This is a genomic window from Paenibacillus sp. TCA20 (assembly GCF_000732325.1).
GTDB lineage: Bacteria > Bacillota > Bacilli > Paenibacillales > Paenibacillaceae > Paenibacillus > Paenibacillus urinalis.
This window is the reverse complement of sequence record NZ_BBIW01000002.1, coordinates 523,609-539,405: the sequence shown is the minus strand read 5'-3', so window position 1 is coordinate 539,405 and position 15,797 is coordinate 523,609. Positions and strand designations below refer to the sequence as shown.

The following is a 15,797-nucleotide window of genomic DNA, read 5'->3' as shown; positions in this document are numbered from 1 at the left end:
TTTTACATAATAGTAAAAGGGCCTTTTTCTATTTGTGATAACAGCTTTTTTCAAAGCGAATCAATTAGACGCATTTAAATTATACCTAGCAATAAACCTTATGAAAAAAGGAGAGATCTTCCAACGAAGACCTCTCCTTAAAATATACAAGAAATAAAAGAATGGCTAATTAATGAAGGAAGTCACGGAACAAGCCGATAACCTTACCCAAAATGGTTACTTTTGTAAGCCGGAGAGGTTCGTATGTAGGATTCTCTGGCTGCAAGCGAATATGGTCCTTCTCTTTATAAAAAGTCTTAACGGTTGCTTCATCATCTTCCGTCATCGCGACGACGATGTCTCCGTTATTCGCTGTTTGTTGCTGGCGGACGATAACATAGTCGCCATTCGAAATTCCCGCCTCAATCATACTGTCCCCGACAACAGAAAGCATGAATACTTTCTCCTCACCAACATACTGCATCGGCAGCGGGAAGTAATCTTCAATATTCTCTGTAGCTGTGATCGGAATACCCGCAGTAACTTTACCCACTACAGGGACGCGAGCAACGGTCTGCGTAAATTGAAGAACATTATCATCACCATCATCTTGACCGAGCAATTCAATAGCCCGTGGCTTAGTAGGGTCTCTGCGAATTAACCCCTTCTTCTCCAGACGATCCAGGTGTCCGTGAACGGTTGAACTGGAGGCCAGGCCAACAGCTTCACCAATCTCTCTTACGGACGGCGGATATCCCTTCAATCGGACTTCATTGCGTATAAACTCCAGAATTGCTAATTGCCTGCTGGATACCTTCGACATACCGTATCAACTCCACATAATAACGTTTGGGAAAATTATAGCATAGAACCTCCGTTCGTACAAACATTAGTTCTAAAAAATACAGAACAATTGTTCTCAAAAACTATTGCCCAAAACACATGTTCGTGTTATAGTGAGTTCTGTAAGGAATGAGAACAAACGTTTGGAGGTTGAAATAATGCTTAAATACAGCACTTATAACAGCATACATTCTAGAACAGATGAAATGACGAACAATAACTTGGGTGAGACGATACATATTATAATGAAGAAGAACAAGCAGAGAATAATTCGTTTGATATTAATAGCGTCAGTCCTGCTTCTGAGCTTAACTGGATTCATGACGGTATTTGCAGACGCGGGACAAGAGACGGCATACGAGAAGGTTGTTGTGGAACCAGGTGATACCTTATGGGCAATCGGTTCAGAGCATAAACCAGAAGGTATGGATATAAGAGATTATGTTAACCAAATTCAACATATTAATGGATTGTCCAGCAGTGATATACAAGTAGGGAAGCTCTTAAATCTTCCTTATTTTGATTGATATGTATAATTCTTTTATAATCTACAACATGCTAAGGACGCGGCTTGATCTGCGTCTTTTTTGTATTTTGTACTAAATACAGACTATACAGGTATTTACCTTGACAACCTTTTCTAATCATGTCAAAGTTAAAGAGACTATGCATTTTGGAGGGGAAGAAAGTTGGATATTGAAAGTCTAGTTGCGCGGATTAATGAGCTTGCCCGCAAGCAGAAGGAATCCGGGCTTAACGATGAAGAATTGGCTGAACGGACTGAGCTTAGAGAGATCTATTTGAACAACATCCGCAGCAACTTCCGTCAGCAGCTGGAATCCATTGAGATTGTGGATGATGTAAGCGGCGACACGTATTCAAAAGGAAAATGATTTAATAAATAGGTCCATGCTTTTGTTATAGATTGAAGGAGGATACTCATGGCGAGTTCATTTGAAAGATCAGTGAAGAAAAATCAGCAGAAAATTAATAAAGATCGTAAAAAAAGAGGCCAGCCATCCATCGGATCTGGTGTTGAACAAGAGGATGTATTTAAAGGAAGAGCATTTTTGTTCCCATTTGTACTCGTTGTCCTATCATTCATGTTCCTGACTCTTAGCGGTTTGACGACAGATGGAGTAGGAGCATTTGATTGGGTTGTATTTGCGCTTTATCTTGGACTTGCTCTGATGTACTTTATGCGCCGGCCGTATCTCAAAGTCGGTAAGAAGCGGATCAAGACGATTAAGCTAAGCAGAGAACGTTCCATGGGTCCAGAGGATATTAAGAAAATTGTCCTGGAAAAAGGTTCTGTTGTTGTTGAACGTAATGGCAAAGGCGGTCCTTGGGTGTTCAGCAAACTGCTTAATCTATATGATGTAGAAGCGATGGGAGCACGCCTTGTGCAATACGCACAGAATCATCAAATACCTGTCGAAGATAAGAGAGTAAAGTAAGAAGCCTAACATACGATACCATACTTTCGGGGGAGAGAGAAGCATGTCAATCAAAGCAGTGCTATTCGATTTGGATGATACACTCTTATGGGATGAGCGGAGTGTAGAGGAAGCTTTTTACGAAACATGTCTAGTTGCATCTAAGCAAACAGGCGTTGATCCTCATGAACTGGAGACTTCTGTCCGCAATGAAGCAAGGAAGCTGTATGAATCGTATGAAACGTTTGCTTTTACAAAAATGATTGGCATTAACCCTTTTGAAGGATTGTGGGCTCATTTTAATGGGAGTGACAGAGCTGAATTTAAGCAGCTTGAAGAGATTGCTCCTACGTACCGTAGAGAAGCGTGGACTAAGGGTCTTCTTGCTCTGGGTATTGATGAGCCGGAACTCGGTGCGGAGCTTGCAGAGCATTTCGGTAAAGAACGCCGAAGCCGTCCTTACATGTATGATGAGACATTAGAGACGCTGGCTGAGCTGCAAGGTAAAGTGAAGCTTCTCTTATTAACCAATGGCTGTCCTTCTCTTCAACAAGAGAAGCTGGATGGGGTGCCTGATCTAGTTCCGTTCTTTGACCATATTGTGATCTCAGGTACGTTTGGCAAAGGAAAACCTGATCCTTCCATTTTCAAGCATGCTCTGGAATTGCTGGATGTATCTCCAGACGAAGCGCTGATGGTTGGCGATAAGCTTACTACAGATATTAAGGGAGCTCTTGCATCTGGAATTAGAGCGGTTTGGATCAATCGTAATAACAAGCTGAACGAAGAAGCCTACACTCCAGACGTTGAAATTAAGCATTTATCTGAAATCAAACAAATGTTATAATCTTCCATGTAACCGCATCTGCTGCAGAGCAGCGGCGGTTTTCTTTTTACAGAATACAGGAAGGAAGATGAAGATATTGAAACTCTTCTTGCAATCGAACGGCTTCACTCCTATCCGGCAGCATATCTCGATGGGTTTCATTATACTAACTCTATGTATTCTAATCTCTGGCTGCTCATTTAAAGCTTCTTCGGAGCCGATTGCTCTCATGGAACCGATTGACGTCAAGCTGAGTGTTTCGAGTGAAGAGATAAGTTTGAATGAAACCGTACATATGGAAGCTGTGGTGACTCAGGAAGCAGATGTCGTAGGTGATGCAGATGAAGTCATGTTCGAGGTTGCTACATCGGATGGTGTCAGTATGGAGTTTGAAGGGGAGCACCAAGGGGAAGGAGTATATGTATTTGACTATCAGTTCAAAGCTGCGGGAGAATACAAGGTTACTTCTCATGTAACAGCAAGAGGCTTTCATGCTATGCCATCAGTGCACATTGTGGTAAAAGAATAGCAGCAATTAACAGTATTGGACAAACAAAAGAAAACCTAGGACAACCTCATTGAGGTTGTCCATTTTTAATATAAGCTGGATCTGGGTAAGGAGATAGGGTCCACCCGTTCTCTTTAATCGTTAATCGAACGGCAATGACTTCCTTATTCTTCATTAGAGCAAAGGAGTGCGGAGTGTTCTCAGGAATAGCAATGACATCCCCTGCGGTTAGCTCTATATCAAAATAACCAGTGTCTTCATCCGCCTTCATACTTAGAATACCGTTGCCTGACAGAATAGCATGCGCACCTTCATCTCCATGTGCATGCATTTCTTCGAGCTCAGCTAGCTTTCCTTCAAGGTTGGAAGTGGCATTTGACAGTGATATGACTTCCCATTGTTGATAGCCGCGACGTCCTGCCATATCAGAAATTTCTTCTTTATAGAGGTCTAAGACTTGCTGCTGCTCTTCGTCAGATAACAGCTGGTTACGCTTAAGCTCTGCCGGCAGCTTAGATGAATCCCATTGCTCATAAAGCACATGATAGTCTTTTAGATAATTACGAACGTTCTCCACTCCACTAATTCTTTCATTCGTATTTTTGATTAAAATTTCTGGCATAATTATTCCCTCTTTTCTAATTGGTTTAATGAAGCCTGTGTTCTGCCTTTGCTCAGTGTTGTTCGCTGATAATTGGAAAAGACACTAGTCATGAAGCTGTAAACCGCTGTCATGACGCTGATTATCTGTCGATGATTTACCTTCCCAACAGATGGTGTTTCTGCTAAACTAAGATTTAACGTTTTGCGGGAGGTATGACAGTGATCAAGAGTGACTTAAAGGATGCGTTAAATAAACGAATATTAATTCTAGATGGCGCCATGGGCACCATGATCCAGCAAGAGAATCTGACTGCCGAGGATTTCGGCGGTGAAGAGCTGGATGGCTGTAACGAAATGCTTGTGCTTACGAAACCGGAATTGATTCAAAATATACATGAACGTTATCTTGAAGCTGGCGCTCATCTTATTGAAACCAACACCTTTGGAGCCACTTCTGTTGTACTAGCAGAATACGATATCCAGCATAAAGCAACAGAAATTAATCTCGCTGCGGCGAAGCTGGCTAGAGCTGCCGTAGATAAATATAACTCGCCGGATTCTCCACGATATGTCGTAGGAGCTATGGGCCCAACCACCAAGACCTTGTCCGTTACAGGTGGCGTAACTTTTCAAGAGCTGATTGACAGCTATGAAGAGCAAGCCATCGCTCTCATCGACGGTGGTGTCGATGTGCTTCTCCTAGAAACCTCTCAGGATACACTCAATGTCAAAGCTGGCAGCATCGGTATCCGGCAGGCATTCGCCAAACGGAGCATCGAGCTTCCTGTTATGATCTCAGGGACGATTGAGCCGATGGGAACAACGCTGGCAGGTCAGAACATTGAAGCATTTTATATTTCCTTAGAACACCTTAACCCGATATCGGTCGGGCTAAACTGTGCAACGGGTCCTGAATTTATGAGAGATCATATTCGTTCCTTGTCATCTATGGCAGGGACAGCGGTTAGCTGTTACCCTAATGCTGGCTTGCCGGATGAGAATGGGCAATATCATGAATCGCCTGATTCTCTGGCAACCAAGATTGCGGCTTTTGCGGAGCAAGGGTGGATCAATATTGCAGGGGGATGCTGCGGCACGACCCCGGAGCATATCAGGGCTCTTGCGGATAAGCTGGGTACAATGAAGCCACGTCCGCTAACTGGGGAGCATCCTCCTGCGATTTCAGGTATTGATCCTGTGTACGTGGAACAGGATAATCGTCCTTATATGGTTGGTGAACGAACGAATGTACTCGGGTCCCGCAAATTCAAACGTCTTATTGTGGAAGGCAAGTATGAAGAGGCCTCCGAAATTGCTCGAGCTCAGGTTAAGAATGGAGCACAGGTTGTTGATATTTGTGTGCAGGATCCTGATCGAGATGAAGCGGATGATATGCGCAAGTTCCTTGAGCTCGTTGTTAAGAAAGTCAAAGTACCTCTAATGATAGATACAACAGATAGTGAAGTCATTGATCTAGCCCTACAATATTCCCAAGGAAAAGCGATTATCAATTCTATTAATTTGGAAGATGGCGAGGATAAATTTGAGAACGTAACGCCGATCATCCATAAATATGGAGCAGCTGTCGTTGTGGGAACGATTGATGAGCGAGGGCAGGCAATTAGCAGGGAAGACAAGCTTGACGTTGCCAAACGATCGTATGATCTTCTCGTAAATAAATACGGTCTTAAACCGGAAGACATTATATTTGATACCCTTGTGTTTCCTGTAGGTACAGGAGACGAGCAGTATATTGGATCTGCGGCGGAAACGATTGAAGCCATTCGGTTGATCAAGTCCGCATTACCAGGAACACATACGATCCTTGGAGTAAGTAATGTTTCCTTTGGACTGCCTGAGGCAGGGCGTGAAGTACTGAATTCGGTCTTCTTGTATGAATGCACCAAGGCAGGACTTGATTATGCGATCGTTAACACGGAAAAAGTAGAGCGTTACGCCTCTATTCCAATTGAAGAACGTAAACTTGCCGAAGATTTAATCTACCGTACAAATGATGAAACCTTAGCTGCTTTTGTAGCCGCATTCCGTAATAAAAAAGTAGAGAAGAAAGTCCAAATCTCTAATCTGACCTTGGAAGAACGTTTAGCTGCTTACGTCGTTGAAGGCAGTAAGGAAGGACTCATCCCTGATCTGGAGCTGGCAAGAGCGAAATACAGTCCACTTGAGATCATCAACGGACCTCTGATGAAAGGGATGGAGGAGGTTGGAAGACTGTTCAACAACAATGAACTCATTGTTGCTGAGGTACTGCAAAGTGCAGAGGTAATGAAAGCTTCTGTTGCTCATCTAGAGCAATTCATGGAGAAGAACGAAACCTCGGTTAAAGGTAAGATCATGCTCGCCACGGTGAAGGGTGATGTGCATGATATCGGTAAGAACCTTGTCGAGATCATTCTCGCAAACAATGGTTATCAGATCGTCAATTTGGGTATAAAAGTACCACCAGAACGTATCATTGAGTCCTATCGTGAAGAGAAAGTAGATGCGATCGGCTTATCGGGTCTATTAGTAAAATCGGCACAGCAAATGGTGCTCACTGCACAGGACTTAAGGAATGCAGGGATTGATGTCCCTATTATGGTAGGTGGAGCAGCACTGACAAGGAAATTTACCAAGACTCGAATCAGACCTGAATACAGCGGTATGGTTGTATATGCGAAGGATGCCATGGACGGACTGGACATTGCAAACAAGCTAATGAATCCGCAATCCAGAGAGCTGATGCTGAAGGAAATGGAGCTTGAGAAGGAGAAGGATGCCGCAGCTGTTAGTAATGTGATCCCCTTACCCGAGCTGACGAGAGTGGAACGCTCCAAAGTTTCTCAAGAGGCACCTGTATATTTGCCGCCTGATCTAGCTAGACATACCATTCGGAATTATCCGATTAGTCATATTCTTCCTTATGTTAACATGCAGATGCTGCTTGGACATCATCTGGGATTGAAAGGAAATGTAGAGCAGCTGCTTAAGTCAGGGGATTCTAAAGCAGTTCAGCTCAAAGAAACCGTCGATCAAATTATGGATGAGGCGATCAAGGACGGAATCATCAAGGCAAATGCAATGTATCGTTTCTTCCCAGCTCAGTCTCAAGGAAATGATATTATCATCTATGATCCGGAAGATCACTCTAAGGTATTGCACACCTTTACTTTCCCGAGACAAAAAGTCGATCCATACCTTTGTTTGGCCGACTTCCTAAAGCCGGTTGAATCGGGTGTTATGGATTATGTAGGATTTTTAGTGGTGACTGCAGGACATGGCATTTCAGAGCTGGCTGCGGAATGGAAAGAGAAAGGGGACTATCTCCGGTTCCATGCCCTTCAGTCCATTGCGCTGGAAGTGGCCGAAGGCTTGGCGGAACGTGTTCATCATATGATGAGAGATACATGGGGATTCCCTGATCCGGCAGATATGACGATGAAGCAGCGTCTTGGGGCAAGATATCAAGGTATACGAGTTTCTTTTGGCTACCCGGCATGTCCCGATTTGGAAGATCAAGAACCGCTGTTCCGACTCATGCGTCCTGAAGATATTGGTGTGGAGCTGACGGAAGGATTTATGATGGAGCCTGAGGCATCTGTATCGGCAATGGTATTCAGCCATCCGGAGGCTCAATATTTTAACGTAGAGAAGGCGTAACAAGTGAAGTATTGAACTGATCTTTTCCTCCGATTCCACAATCGGGGGATTTTCATTTATAATCATAGGATTAACGGTTAATGGCTCATCTTAATAAGCTGAGAGTCATCATTGCATGGTTCCATCCTATTCTTTTTATACTAAACATAACGAGGTGATACAATCGTGGAACTATATTTTTTGGGGACCAATGCCGGTGTTCCCTCATTACAGAGAAACGTTACAGCTGTCGCGCTTCGCATGCTGGAGGAACGTCGTTCCATCTGGCTGTTTGATTGCGGAGAAGGTACACAGCATCAATTCTTGAAATCCCCACTCAAGCTAAGCAAGCTCGAGAAAATATTCATTACTCATTTGCATGGAGACCATCTTTTCGGACTTCCGGGTCTATTATCTAGCCGTGCATATCAGGGAGGAACAACTCCGCTCACCTTGTATGGTCCGCCGGGGGTTAGAAAATATGTGGAAACATCGCTTGAGCTTAGTCAATCTCGGATTAATTATGAGCTGAGCATTATAGAGCATGAGGGCGGTATTATTTTTGAGGATGATACGTTTATTGTGGAATCTGCTCTACTTGAGCATAGAATCGACAGTTATGGCTATCGAGTGATGGAGAAGGATCGTCCGGGTAGTCTCGACCCGAATAAGCTTGCAGTTCATGGCTTAAAGCCAGGTCCGCTATTTGGCAAGCTGAAGCGTGGTGAAAGTGTGGACCTTGGCGATGGTCTGGTACTTCATGCACAGGATTTCTTGGGTGCGCCTAAACGAGGGAAGATCGTTACGATTCTCGGAGACACTAGGCCGACCGCTCATGTAGTGCCTTTATCGGCTGGAGCGGACGTCGTCGTTCACGAAGCGACTTTTCTGCATGAATTGGCCACTACAGCGCACGAATACTATCACAGTACGGCCAGACAAGCAGCGGAAGCGGCAAAAGAGGCAGGTGCGAAGAAGCTGATTATGACGCATTTCAGTTCAAGGTATAAGGATGAGGAACAGCTTCAGCCGCTATTAAGCGAGGCGTGTGAAATTTTTCCTAACACAATTCTTGCAGCCGAGCACGAGCTGGTCCAGGTCTAAACAACATAGTAAAGACCCTGTTATTCATGTTTTGCAATCGATTTAAAAAGGATGTACGATGGGCATAATGCTTATCTAACAAGCGTACATACAAAGGGTTTATTCTTTATGTAAGGAGTGAGATGAATTGTCACAACCGAAAGCCTACTTGCTCGACTTGGACGGAACTATATATCATGGGAAGCACCGGATTGATGGGGCAGATCTGCTCATTCAGCATTTACGAAATTCAGGCATTCCGTACTTATATGTAACAAACAATTCTTCAAGAACTCCGGAAGGTGTCGCTGAGCATCTGAGATCCTTGGGAATTGAAGCGGTCGGGGAAGAAGTATGTACCTCGGCAGTCGCTGCGGCTGAGTATGTAGCTGAGGAATCACCAGGTGCCAGAGTAGCTTATATTGGAGAGGATGGTTTATACCAAGCCATTCAAGCTGCGGGACTTCAAATAACGGAAGCGTCCCCTGAGTATGTGATACAAGGGATTGATCGTGAATTTACATACCATAAGCTGACGCAGGCTCTGCGCTGGATTAACGGTGGAGCTCAGTTTATCATGACAAATCCTGACTTGCAGCTTCCTGCAGATGATGGTCTGACTCCGGGGGCTGGAACCATAGGGGCTGCAATTGAGGCGGCTACACAGGTGAAGCCGGTCGTCATTGGCAAGCCTTCGAGCATTTTGATGAAGCATGCGATTGACCGATTAGGGCTGCCGGCAGCTGAGGTTGCCGTCATTGGAGATAATATGCGTACGGATATTGCAGCTGGAGCAGCAGCCGGCTGTTCCTCCATTTTAGTGCTGACAGGTGTAACGACGAGAGAGAATTTGGATGCCCATGTTCGTGCGACAGGAATTAAGCCTGATGAAATTTATGAAGATTTGCACAAACTGGTGAGCAGCATCTAGTGAATGGCGTATAATGTAACATGGACAGCAACAAGCAACAAGTGAAAGGAAGAATGCAAAGATGCCGGAACTACCGGAAATGGAGAATTACAAGCAGCTATTATCTGATCGAATATTAGATATTCCGATAACTCAAGTGACCCTTAATCGTGAAAAATCTATAAATGTCACTTCAGACGAATTCACATCTTCACTACTAAATACACGAATCGTATATATCGAGCGCCGGGCTAAGCATTTGATATTCCACCTGAGCACAGGCCGCAGATTAGTATTGCATTTGATGCTTGGCGGTGTTTTATATTTAGGAACAGAAGATCAGCGCCCAGATCGTAATACGCAGATTGAGATTCAATTCGGCGATATAACCTTATATTTTATCGGACTAAGACTGGGATATTTGCATCTGCTGAGTGCGAAAGAAACGGATGAGACCATGTCAGAACTAGGTCCAGAACCGCTTGATTACCGTTTTACTGAAGATAAGTTCAGAGCCGTGCTGAAAGGGAGAAGAGGAACAATCAAATCGACTCTCGTTAATCAGGAGGTCATCGCGGGAATTGGTAACTGTTATTCGGATGAGATCGCATTCGCAGCAAGTCTCACACCAAGCACGAAGATCCAAAAGGTATTGGAATCTGGTGAATTAACAAGCAGGCTGTACCGATCGATTCAATCGGTCTTGCGAGAAGCTACTGCTGGTGGAGGATATATGGAAATGCCGCTGTATGAAGGCGATGAACTCACCGGTAAATACAACGAACAATGCAGAGTATACGATCGTGAAGGGGAAACCTGCACTCGCTGCAATAAGGGGATCATTACCAAGACGCTGATTACGGGCAAGAAAGCTTTTTACTGTCCGGAATGTCAGAAGGAAGAAGCCTGACTTGTACATTGGGGGACATGTGAGCACGAGGGGAGGATACAAACAGGCTGCAATGAGGGCGCATGACATGGGAGGCACTTCATTTCAGTATTTTCCAAAGAACCCTCGTGGTCTCGGGACCAAGGCCTATGATCAGACGGAGGCTGCAAGATGTAAATTATATTGTACTGAGCATCATATCCAGTCTATTGCACATTCGCCTTATCCTACGAATCCCGCTGTAGGGAAGTTAAAAGGAACGGATCTGTACGAGTCGATGGTTGCCTCTCTCAAAAATGATCTGGAGATAGCAGAAGCTTGCGGCTCAGCAGGCGTGGTTGTCCATTTTGGACATGCCAAGACAGAGGATCCGCTGCAGTCCTATCGCAATGTCATCCAGTTTATGGATGAGGTGTTGTCCGGCTGGTCTGGTAAGGCCAAGCTTCTGATTGAGAATCAGGCTGGGGATCATGGTCCAATGGGTACGACGATGGAAGAAATCGTTCAGATCCGAAGCTTATCGAGTCATGCGGGAGCGATCGGATTCTGTCTCGATACATGCCATGCTTTTGCGAGCGGGTTATGGAATGGGACGACAGATGATCAGATGATACAAAAGGGACATGATACAGGGTATTGGGCTCAGCTGATTGCCGTCCATGTCAATGACTCTAAGTATGGCTTCCGGTCATTTAAAGATCGGCATGAACGGGTCGGCAGAGGAAAAATTGGCGTGGATGGACTGTCATGGCTGTTAAACCGCGAGGAGCTCGCAGACTGTATCTGGGTTCTCGAAAGTGAAAAAGGTGACGATGGAAGTCACAAGGACGATATCGAGCAGATTCGTTCCTGGCTAAACTAACGAGGAGAGGAGAGCGGTTCATGAACATTTTTTTGGATGATTACCGGGCTTGCCCTCCAGGATTCACACTTGCTCGAGATGCAGAAGAATGTAAGCTGCTGCTCAATGAATATGGAGTAAACATTTTGTCATTAGACTATGATCTGGGTTATGACAAGCCGACAGGGCTTGAGATCGCTTCTTTTATTGTGGAACGCAAGGTGTATCCTGAGAAAATATTTCTGCATACCTCGAGTGACTATGGAAGAAGAGCCATGTATGAATTGCTGTATTCAAACAAGCCTGAAGATGTAGAAGTGCATAACGGTCCCATTCCTTATGAATTGCTAGCGAGCATTTCAGGTACTGTGAGGCAGGATTAGGCATGATTGAAGCTACTGAACAAGGAATTTTGAAGATGGCTTGGGAGGGACAGGCTTTTGCCTTGTTTGTCTACACTCCGCTATGCGGTACATGTCATGCAGCTCGGCGTATGCTGGAGGTATGTGAGCACTTATTGCCTTCAGGCGTTTTATATGAAGCGAATATCACCCAGATTCAAAGTCTCGTACAGCAATACCAGATCAGGAGCGTCCCTGCCGTATTGCTGTTTAGCGGTGCAAAAGAACTCCCTACATCGATATATCGAATGGAATCCGTAGAGCATCTGCTCTCTCAAATCAGGAGGGTAATCATATGATCGAAATGGAGCACGTCAGTCTTCGCCGGGGAGACAAGCAAATATTAAATGATGTTAATCTTGAAATGAAGGCAGGAGAAAACTGGGTCATTCTTGGTAGAAACGGCAGCGGCAAAACGACCATACTTGAGATGACCATGGGTTATATGTTTCCCTCTGAGGGCAAGGTAAAAGTACTGGATTACTTGTATGGCGAATGCGACGTGCGCGAAGTTCGTAAGGAGATTGGCTACATCAGTCAAACACTGATTGAAAAGCTCGCACTGAAGGATCCGGTATGGGAGGTTGTGGCCACGGGTGCTTTTGCATTTCTACGCTTCTATCAGCATATTCCTGACGAGGTGCAGGAGCAGGCCCGTGCCCGGCTGGCCGAGATTGGATTTGCTCATTTAGCGGAGCAGCCATTTGGGACATTGTCTCAAGGAGAAAGAAAAAAGGTGCTTCTCGCCCGCTCACTCATGGCACAGCCCAAATTGTTGATTATGGACGAGCCGTGCTCAGGTCTTGATTTATTCGAGAGAGAAAAAATGCTGTCAGCGGTGGATGAGATCGGAAACAAAGATATTTCGATCGTCTATGTGACTCATCATATTGAAGAGATTACGCCCTTATTTACTCATATTGCACTTATCAAGGATGGCATGGTTGCAGCTGCAGGACCTAAGAAGGAAGTATTGACAAAAGAAACAATAATGCATACCTATGGTATTGCTGTAGAGCTGGATTGGTTCGAGGACAGACCATGGATACGGGTATGCAGTGGAGGTTAACCTATTTTGACTAATCAAGAACAATACGCAGAAGCACATTCTGCAAGATTCATTTGTACCGCAAATCATGGGTTTGCTCCGTATGCTCAAGAGGAGCTTCGAAGAGTATTTGGGAGTGTGAAAAGCTCAGTTATAGTACAGAGCGAAGTCTTCCTGGCGACCCTGCCGAGAGAGCAGTCAGCAGTGAACGACCTGCTCACGAGGGAACCGCTCATATTCTTGAGACATGTGTTCCCAGTTCAGTTTGAAGAAAATGTAGAGGATCAAGAGGCTTCATTTGCCCGTCTATATCGCTATTTAATGGCACATCCTGCCCTTCAAGAGGGGACGTTTGCCTTGCAGGTGCGTAAGACCGAAGAAAGCGCATGGACGGAAACCTCGGGTACATTAAAGCAGTATATACTTGCCGGCATTGATGAATTGCATGCAGAACATACGGTTCAGGATGCCGACAAGGTTGTCTCTGTTTATCTGACCGGAGAACGCTTGTATGCCGGCGTCTCTGCTCCTGCGGATAATCTGTCCGATTGGAACGGAGGCGCAGTTCGTTTTCAGAAGGAAGAGGGACAAATCTCAAGAGCAAAGTTCAAGCTGCTAGAGGCGGAAAAAACGCTGGGTATCCCTTTCTCGTCCTTTCATCGTGCACTCGATATCGGCGCAGCTCCGGGGGGCTGGACTTCATTCCTTCTGGAAAGAGGCCTTCAAGTCACCGCGGTAGATCCCGCGAAAATGAACCCTTCCCTGCTGGATCATCCGAATCTGAAGTACCTCTCCAAGAATGCGGGCGATGTCAAATTCAGAGATAACGAGTTTGATCTTCTCGTATGTGATATGAGCTGGAGTCCGAAACTTATGGCCAAACTGGTGACAGGCTTACTGGATAGTCTTCAATCAGGAGGAACGGCGGTCGTGACGGTTAAACTTATGCATAAGAAGCCGATGGCCCTAATTCGTGAAGTTATTGAAGTATTCGAGGATGCTCGAATGCAGGTGCAGAGAGCCAAGCAGCTATTCCATAACCGTGATGAAATCACGCTATATATGATTAAGTACTAAGCCGCATTATCTTATATAGAGGGTCCGTCTATTATAGCCGTGATCCTCTTTTGCTATATAAAGCAAAAAAACACTTTACATATCCCTGTCTATGTCATATAATTAACCCAAAATTAACCAGTACGGAAATGGGAAAGCATCCCTATAGCCAAGGTTCAGCAGGATTCTGCAGACCGCTATAGGGGCTTTCCTTTTTTTTGTGCCTGTTAGGGGGTTTTGAATGAAGCAGCCTTCCCGTTTGGAACGAGGCTCAGTCCTCGGAGGGAGATATCGTGTGATTCGAAAAATTGGAACTGGAGGTATGAGCCATGTTTATCTGGCTGAGGATCTCAAGCTGCCCGGCAAGAAATGGGCTGTCAAGGAAAATGTGAGCCTCCCGGAGTTCCATGGGAGTATCGTGTCAGAAGCGGAGACCTTAATTACATTGCACCATTCCAGACTCCCGCATATTGTAGATTTTTTTGCGCCGGATGAGGACGGATACAGTTATTTGGTCATGGACTTTATTGATGGAATAACACTCCAGGAGTATCTGCAGCATAAACAATTTCAGATCCCAGTCAATACGATGATTAGAATTATTCATCAAATTATGGAGGTGTTGGATTATTTACATGGGCTTACACCGCCGATGATCTATCGTGATTTGAAGCCCGGCAATATTATGATCGCCCAGCATGACGAGATTCGATTGATTGATTTTGGAATCGCCAGAAAGTACAAGCTCTCTGGTAATGAAGACACGGTGAAGCTTGGTACGATCGGCTTCGCAGCTCCTGAACAGTTTGGTTCAGGGCAGACGGATGCAAGGAGCGATTTATACAGTCTGGGGGCATTGTTTCTGTACATGTCAACTAGAGGAGCACATAGTGAATGGATCGCTGGCGTGGAGCAGCTGCTTAGGAATGAAAGCGTTCGAAAATATATACCTGTTATGAGACGGCTGTTAAGGTATGAACCACAGGCCAGATACCAATCGATCAATGAGCTTAGAGAGGAAATGTATAGATTATCTGAACACTATGAGCATGGGAATGTGATTAGAACGTCTGATGGCATGATGCAGGGAACTCGAATTGTTGCACTCACCGGTACAGCCGCTGGAGCAGGTGTAACCCATACCGCAATTGCGATCAGCCATTATTTAGCCAGACTGGGTAACAAGGTGGCCATAATTGAGATGTCGAAGCGGTCTGTTGCTTTTTCCAGGATTAAGGCAATTGCTTACCGCGATGCTGAGCATATTCAGGCCAAGAGCTTTGATATTGAAGGAGTTCATTATGTCCAGAGAAGCAGCAAGTATGAGATGGTTGAGCTTCTGGGAGGCAGCTATCAATATGTCGTCCTGGATCTGGGGAGCGAGAGAGACTACAGTCAGATGGAAGAGTTTTTCAGAAGTGATCTTCCTATAGTCGTAAATGCTGCTGCCGAATGGAAGCAGGATGACATGGCCTCGTTTATGCAATCGTATCCTAATCAGCCCAAATTAAAATGGACTTATCTGCTGCCGCTTGCCTCCAAGGAGACGGTGAACAGAATGAGGAAAAGGATGGATTCAACCAGAGTTTACAGTGTTCCGCCACATTTTGATCCTTTTGACCGTACAGAGCAAATGGATGAGGTGTTGCATGAGCTGTTACACACGATTAAACCGATTGGCAAGAGAAGAAGGTTCTTATTCAAAAAAGCATAAGTAGAGTTTAGTAAAGGAGAC

Annotated in this window: 17 protein-coding genes; 15 read left to right on the top strand and 2 right to left on the bottom strand. The window is 44.9% G+C overall.

Going from position 1 to position 15,797, the window contains the following annotated elements; all coding sequences use genetic code 11:
* Positions 1-169 precede the first annotated feature (169 nt).
* On the bottom strand, positions 170-802 hold the full coding sequence (gene lexA, locus TCA2_RS06080) for a transcriptional repressor LexA (RefSeq protein ID WP_047910652.1): 633 nt from the start codon (positions 800-802) through the stop codon (positions 170-172).
* Between the two features lie 178 nt (positions 803-980).
* Between lexA and TCA2_RS06075 the strand changes: the two genes are divergently transcribed.
* From TCA2_RS06075 to TCA2_RS06055, 5 genes are all read left to right on the top strand, one after another.
* The gene (locus TCA2_RS06075) at positions 981-1,349 is read left to right on the top strand and encodes a LysM peptidoglycan-binding domain-containing protein (RefSeq protein ID WP_047910651.1); all 369 of its coding nucleotides are present in this window, start codon (positions 981-983) and stop codon (positions 1,347-1,349) included.
* A gap of 162 nt (positions 1,350-1,511) precedes the next feature.
* A complete protein-coding gene (locus TCA2_RS06070; RefSeq protein WP_047910650.1) occupies positions 1,512-1,715 on the top strand; it encodes a DUF896 domain-containing protein in 204 nt (67 codons plus the stop codon).
* A gap of 48 nt (positions 1,716-1,763) precedes the next feature.
* Positions 1,764-2,279, top strand: a complete 516-nt coding sequence (locus tag TCA2_RS06065) for a hypothetical protein (protein WP_047910649.1) — start codon at positions 1,764-1,766, stop codon at positions 2,277-2,279.
* 43 nt (positions 2,280-2,322) lie between these two features.
* Entirely contained in the window at positions 2,323-3,105 is a 783-nt protein-coding gene (locus TCA2_RS06060) for an HAD family hydrolase (RefSeq protein ID WP_047910648.1), read from the top strand.
* Positions 3,106-3,172: 67 nt separating this feature from the next.
* The gene (locus TCA2_RS06055; protein ID WP_052511774.1) at positions 3,173-3,613 is read left to right on the top strand and encodes a FixH family protein; all 441 of its coding nucleotides are present in this window, start codon (positions 3,173-3,175) and stop codon (positions 3,611-3,613) included.
* 46 nt (positions 3,614-3,659) lie between these two features.
* On the opposite strand, the gene TCA2_RS06050 is transcribed toward TCA2_RS06055, so the two are convergent.
* Positions 3,660-4,214, bottom strand: a complete 555-nt coding sequence (locus TCA2_RS06050) for an acireductone dioxygenase (RefSeq protein ID WP_047910647.1) — start codon at positions 4,212-4,214, stop codon at positions 3,660-3,662.
* Between the two features lie 260 nt (positions 4,215-4,474).
* Here TCA2_RS06050 and metH point away from each other — a divergent pair, with 260 nt between their 5' ends.
* The 10 genes from metH to TCA2_RS06000 all read left to right on the top strand — a co-directional run bounded on the left by metH (position 4,475) and on the right by TCA2_RS06000 (position 15,776).
* Positions 4,475-7,855 (top strand): methionine synthase, encoded by a 3,381-nt coding sequence (gene metH, locus TCA2_RS06045; RefSeq protein WP_370510322.1) that lies wholly within the window; start codon positions 4,475-4,477, stop codon positions 7,853-7,855.
* 165 nt (positions 7,856-8,020) lie between these two features.
* Positions 8,021-8,938 (top strand): ribonuclease Z, encoded by a 918-nt coding sequence (rnz, locus tag TCA2_RS06040; RefSeq protein WP_047910645.1) that lies wholly within the window; start codon positions 8,021-8,023, stop codon positions 8,936-8,938.
* Between the two features lie 127 nt (positions 8,939-9,065).
* Positions 9,066-9,848 (top strand): TIGR01457 family HAD-type hydrolase, encoded by a 783-nt coding sequence (locus TCA2_RS06035; protein WP_047910644.1) that lies wholly within the window; start codon positions 9,066-9,068, stop codon positions 9,846-9,848.
* Between the two features lie 61 nt (positions 9,849-9,909).
* A complete protein-coding gene (locus TCA2_RS06030) occupies positions 9,910-10,737 on the top strand; it encodes an Fpg/Nei family DNA glycosylase (RefSeq protein WP_047910643.1) in 828 nt (275 codons plus the stop codon).
* Position 10,738: 1 nt separating this feature from the next.
* Positions 10,739-11,578, top strand: a complete 840-nt coding sequence (locus TCA2_RS06025; protein ID WP_047910642.1) for a deoxyribonuclease IV — start codon at positions 10,739-10,741, stop codon at positions 11,576-11,578.
* Between the two features lie 20 nt (positions 11,579-11,598).
* Positions 11,599-11,940: a cyclic-phosphate processing receiver domain-containing protein gene (locus TCA2_RS06020; protein ID WP_047910641.1), complete on the top strand. Its 342-nt coding sequence runs from the start codon at positions 11,599-11,601 to the stop codon at positions 11,938-11,940.
* A 2-nt stretch (positions 11,941-11,942) separates the two neighbouring features.
* Positions 11,943-12,257, top strand: coding sequence for a thioredoxin family protein (locus TCA2_RS06015; RefSeq protein ID WP_047910640.1), 315 nt, complete (start codon positions 11,943-11,945; stop codon positions 12,255-12,257).
* Positions 12,254-13,027, top strand: coding sequence for an ABC transporter ATP-binding protein (locus TCA2_RS06010; protein WP_047910639.1), 774 nt, complete (start codon positions 12,254-12,256; stop codon positions 13,025-13,027). Before TCA2_RS06015 ends, TCA2_RS06010 begins: the two co-directional genes overlap by 4 nt.
* Positions 13,028-13,030: 3 nt before the next feature.
* Positions 13,031-14,083: an SAM-dependent methyltransferase gene (locus TCA2_RS06005; protein ID WP_047910638.1), complete on the top strand. Its 1,053-nt coding sequence runs from the start codon at positions 13,031-13,033 to the stop codon at positions 14,081-14,083.
* A 220-nt stretch (positions 14,084-14,303) separates the two neighbouring features.
* The gene (locus TCA2_RS06000) at positions 14,304-15,776 is read left to right on the top strand and encodes a serine/threonine protein kinase (RefSeq protein WP_047910637.1); all 1,473 of its coding nucleotides are present in this window, start codon (positions 14,304-14,306) and stop codon (positions 15,774-15,776) included.
* Positions 15,777-15,797: the final 21 nt, after the last annotated feature.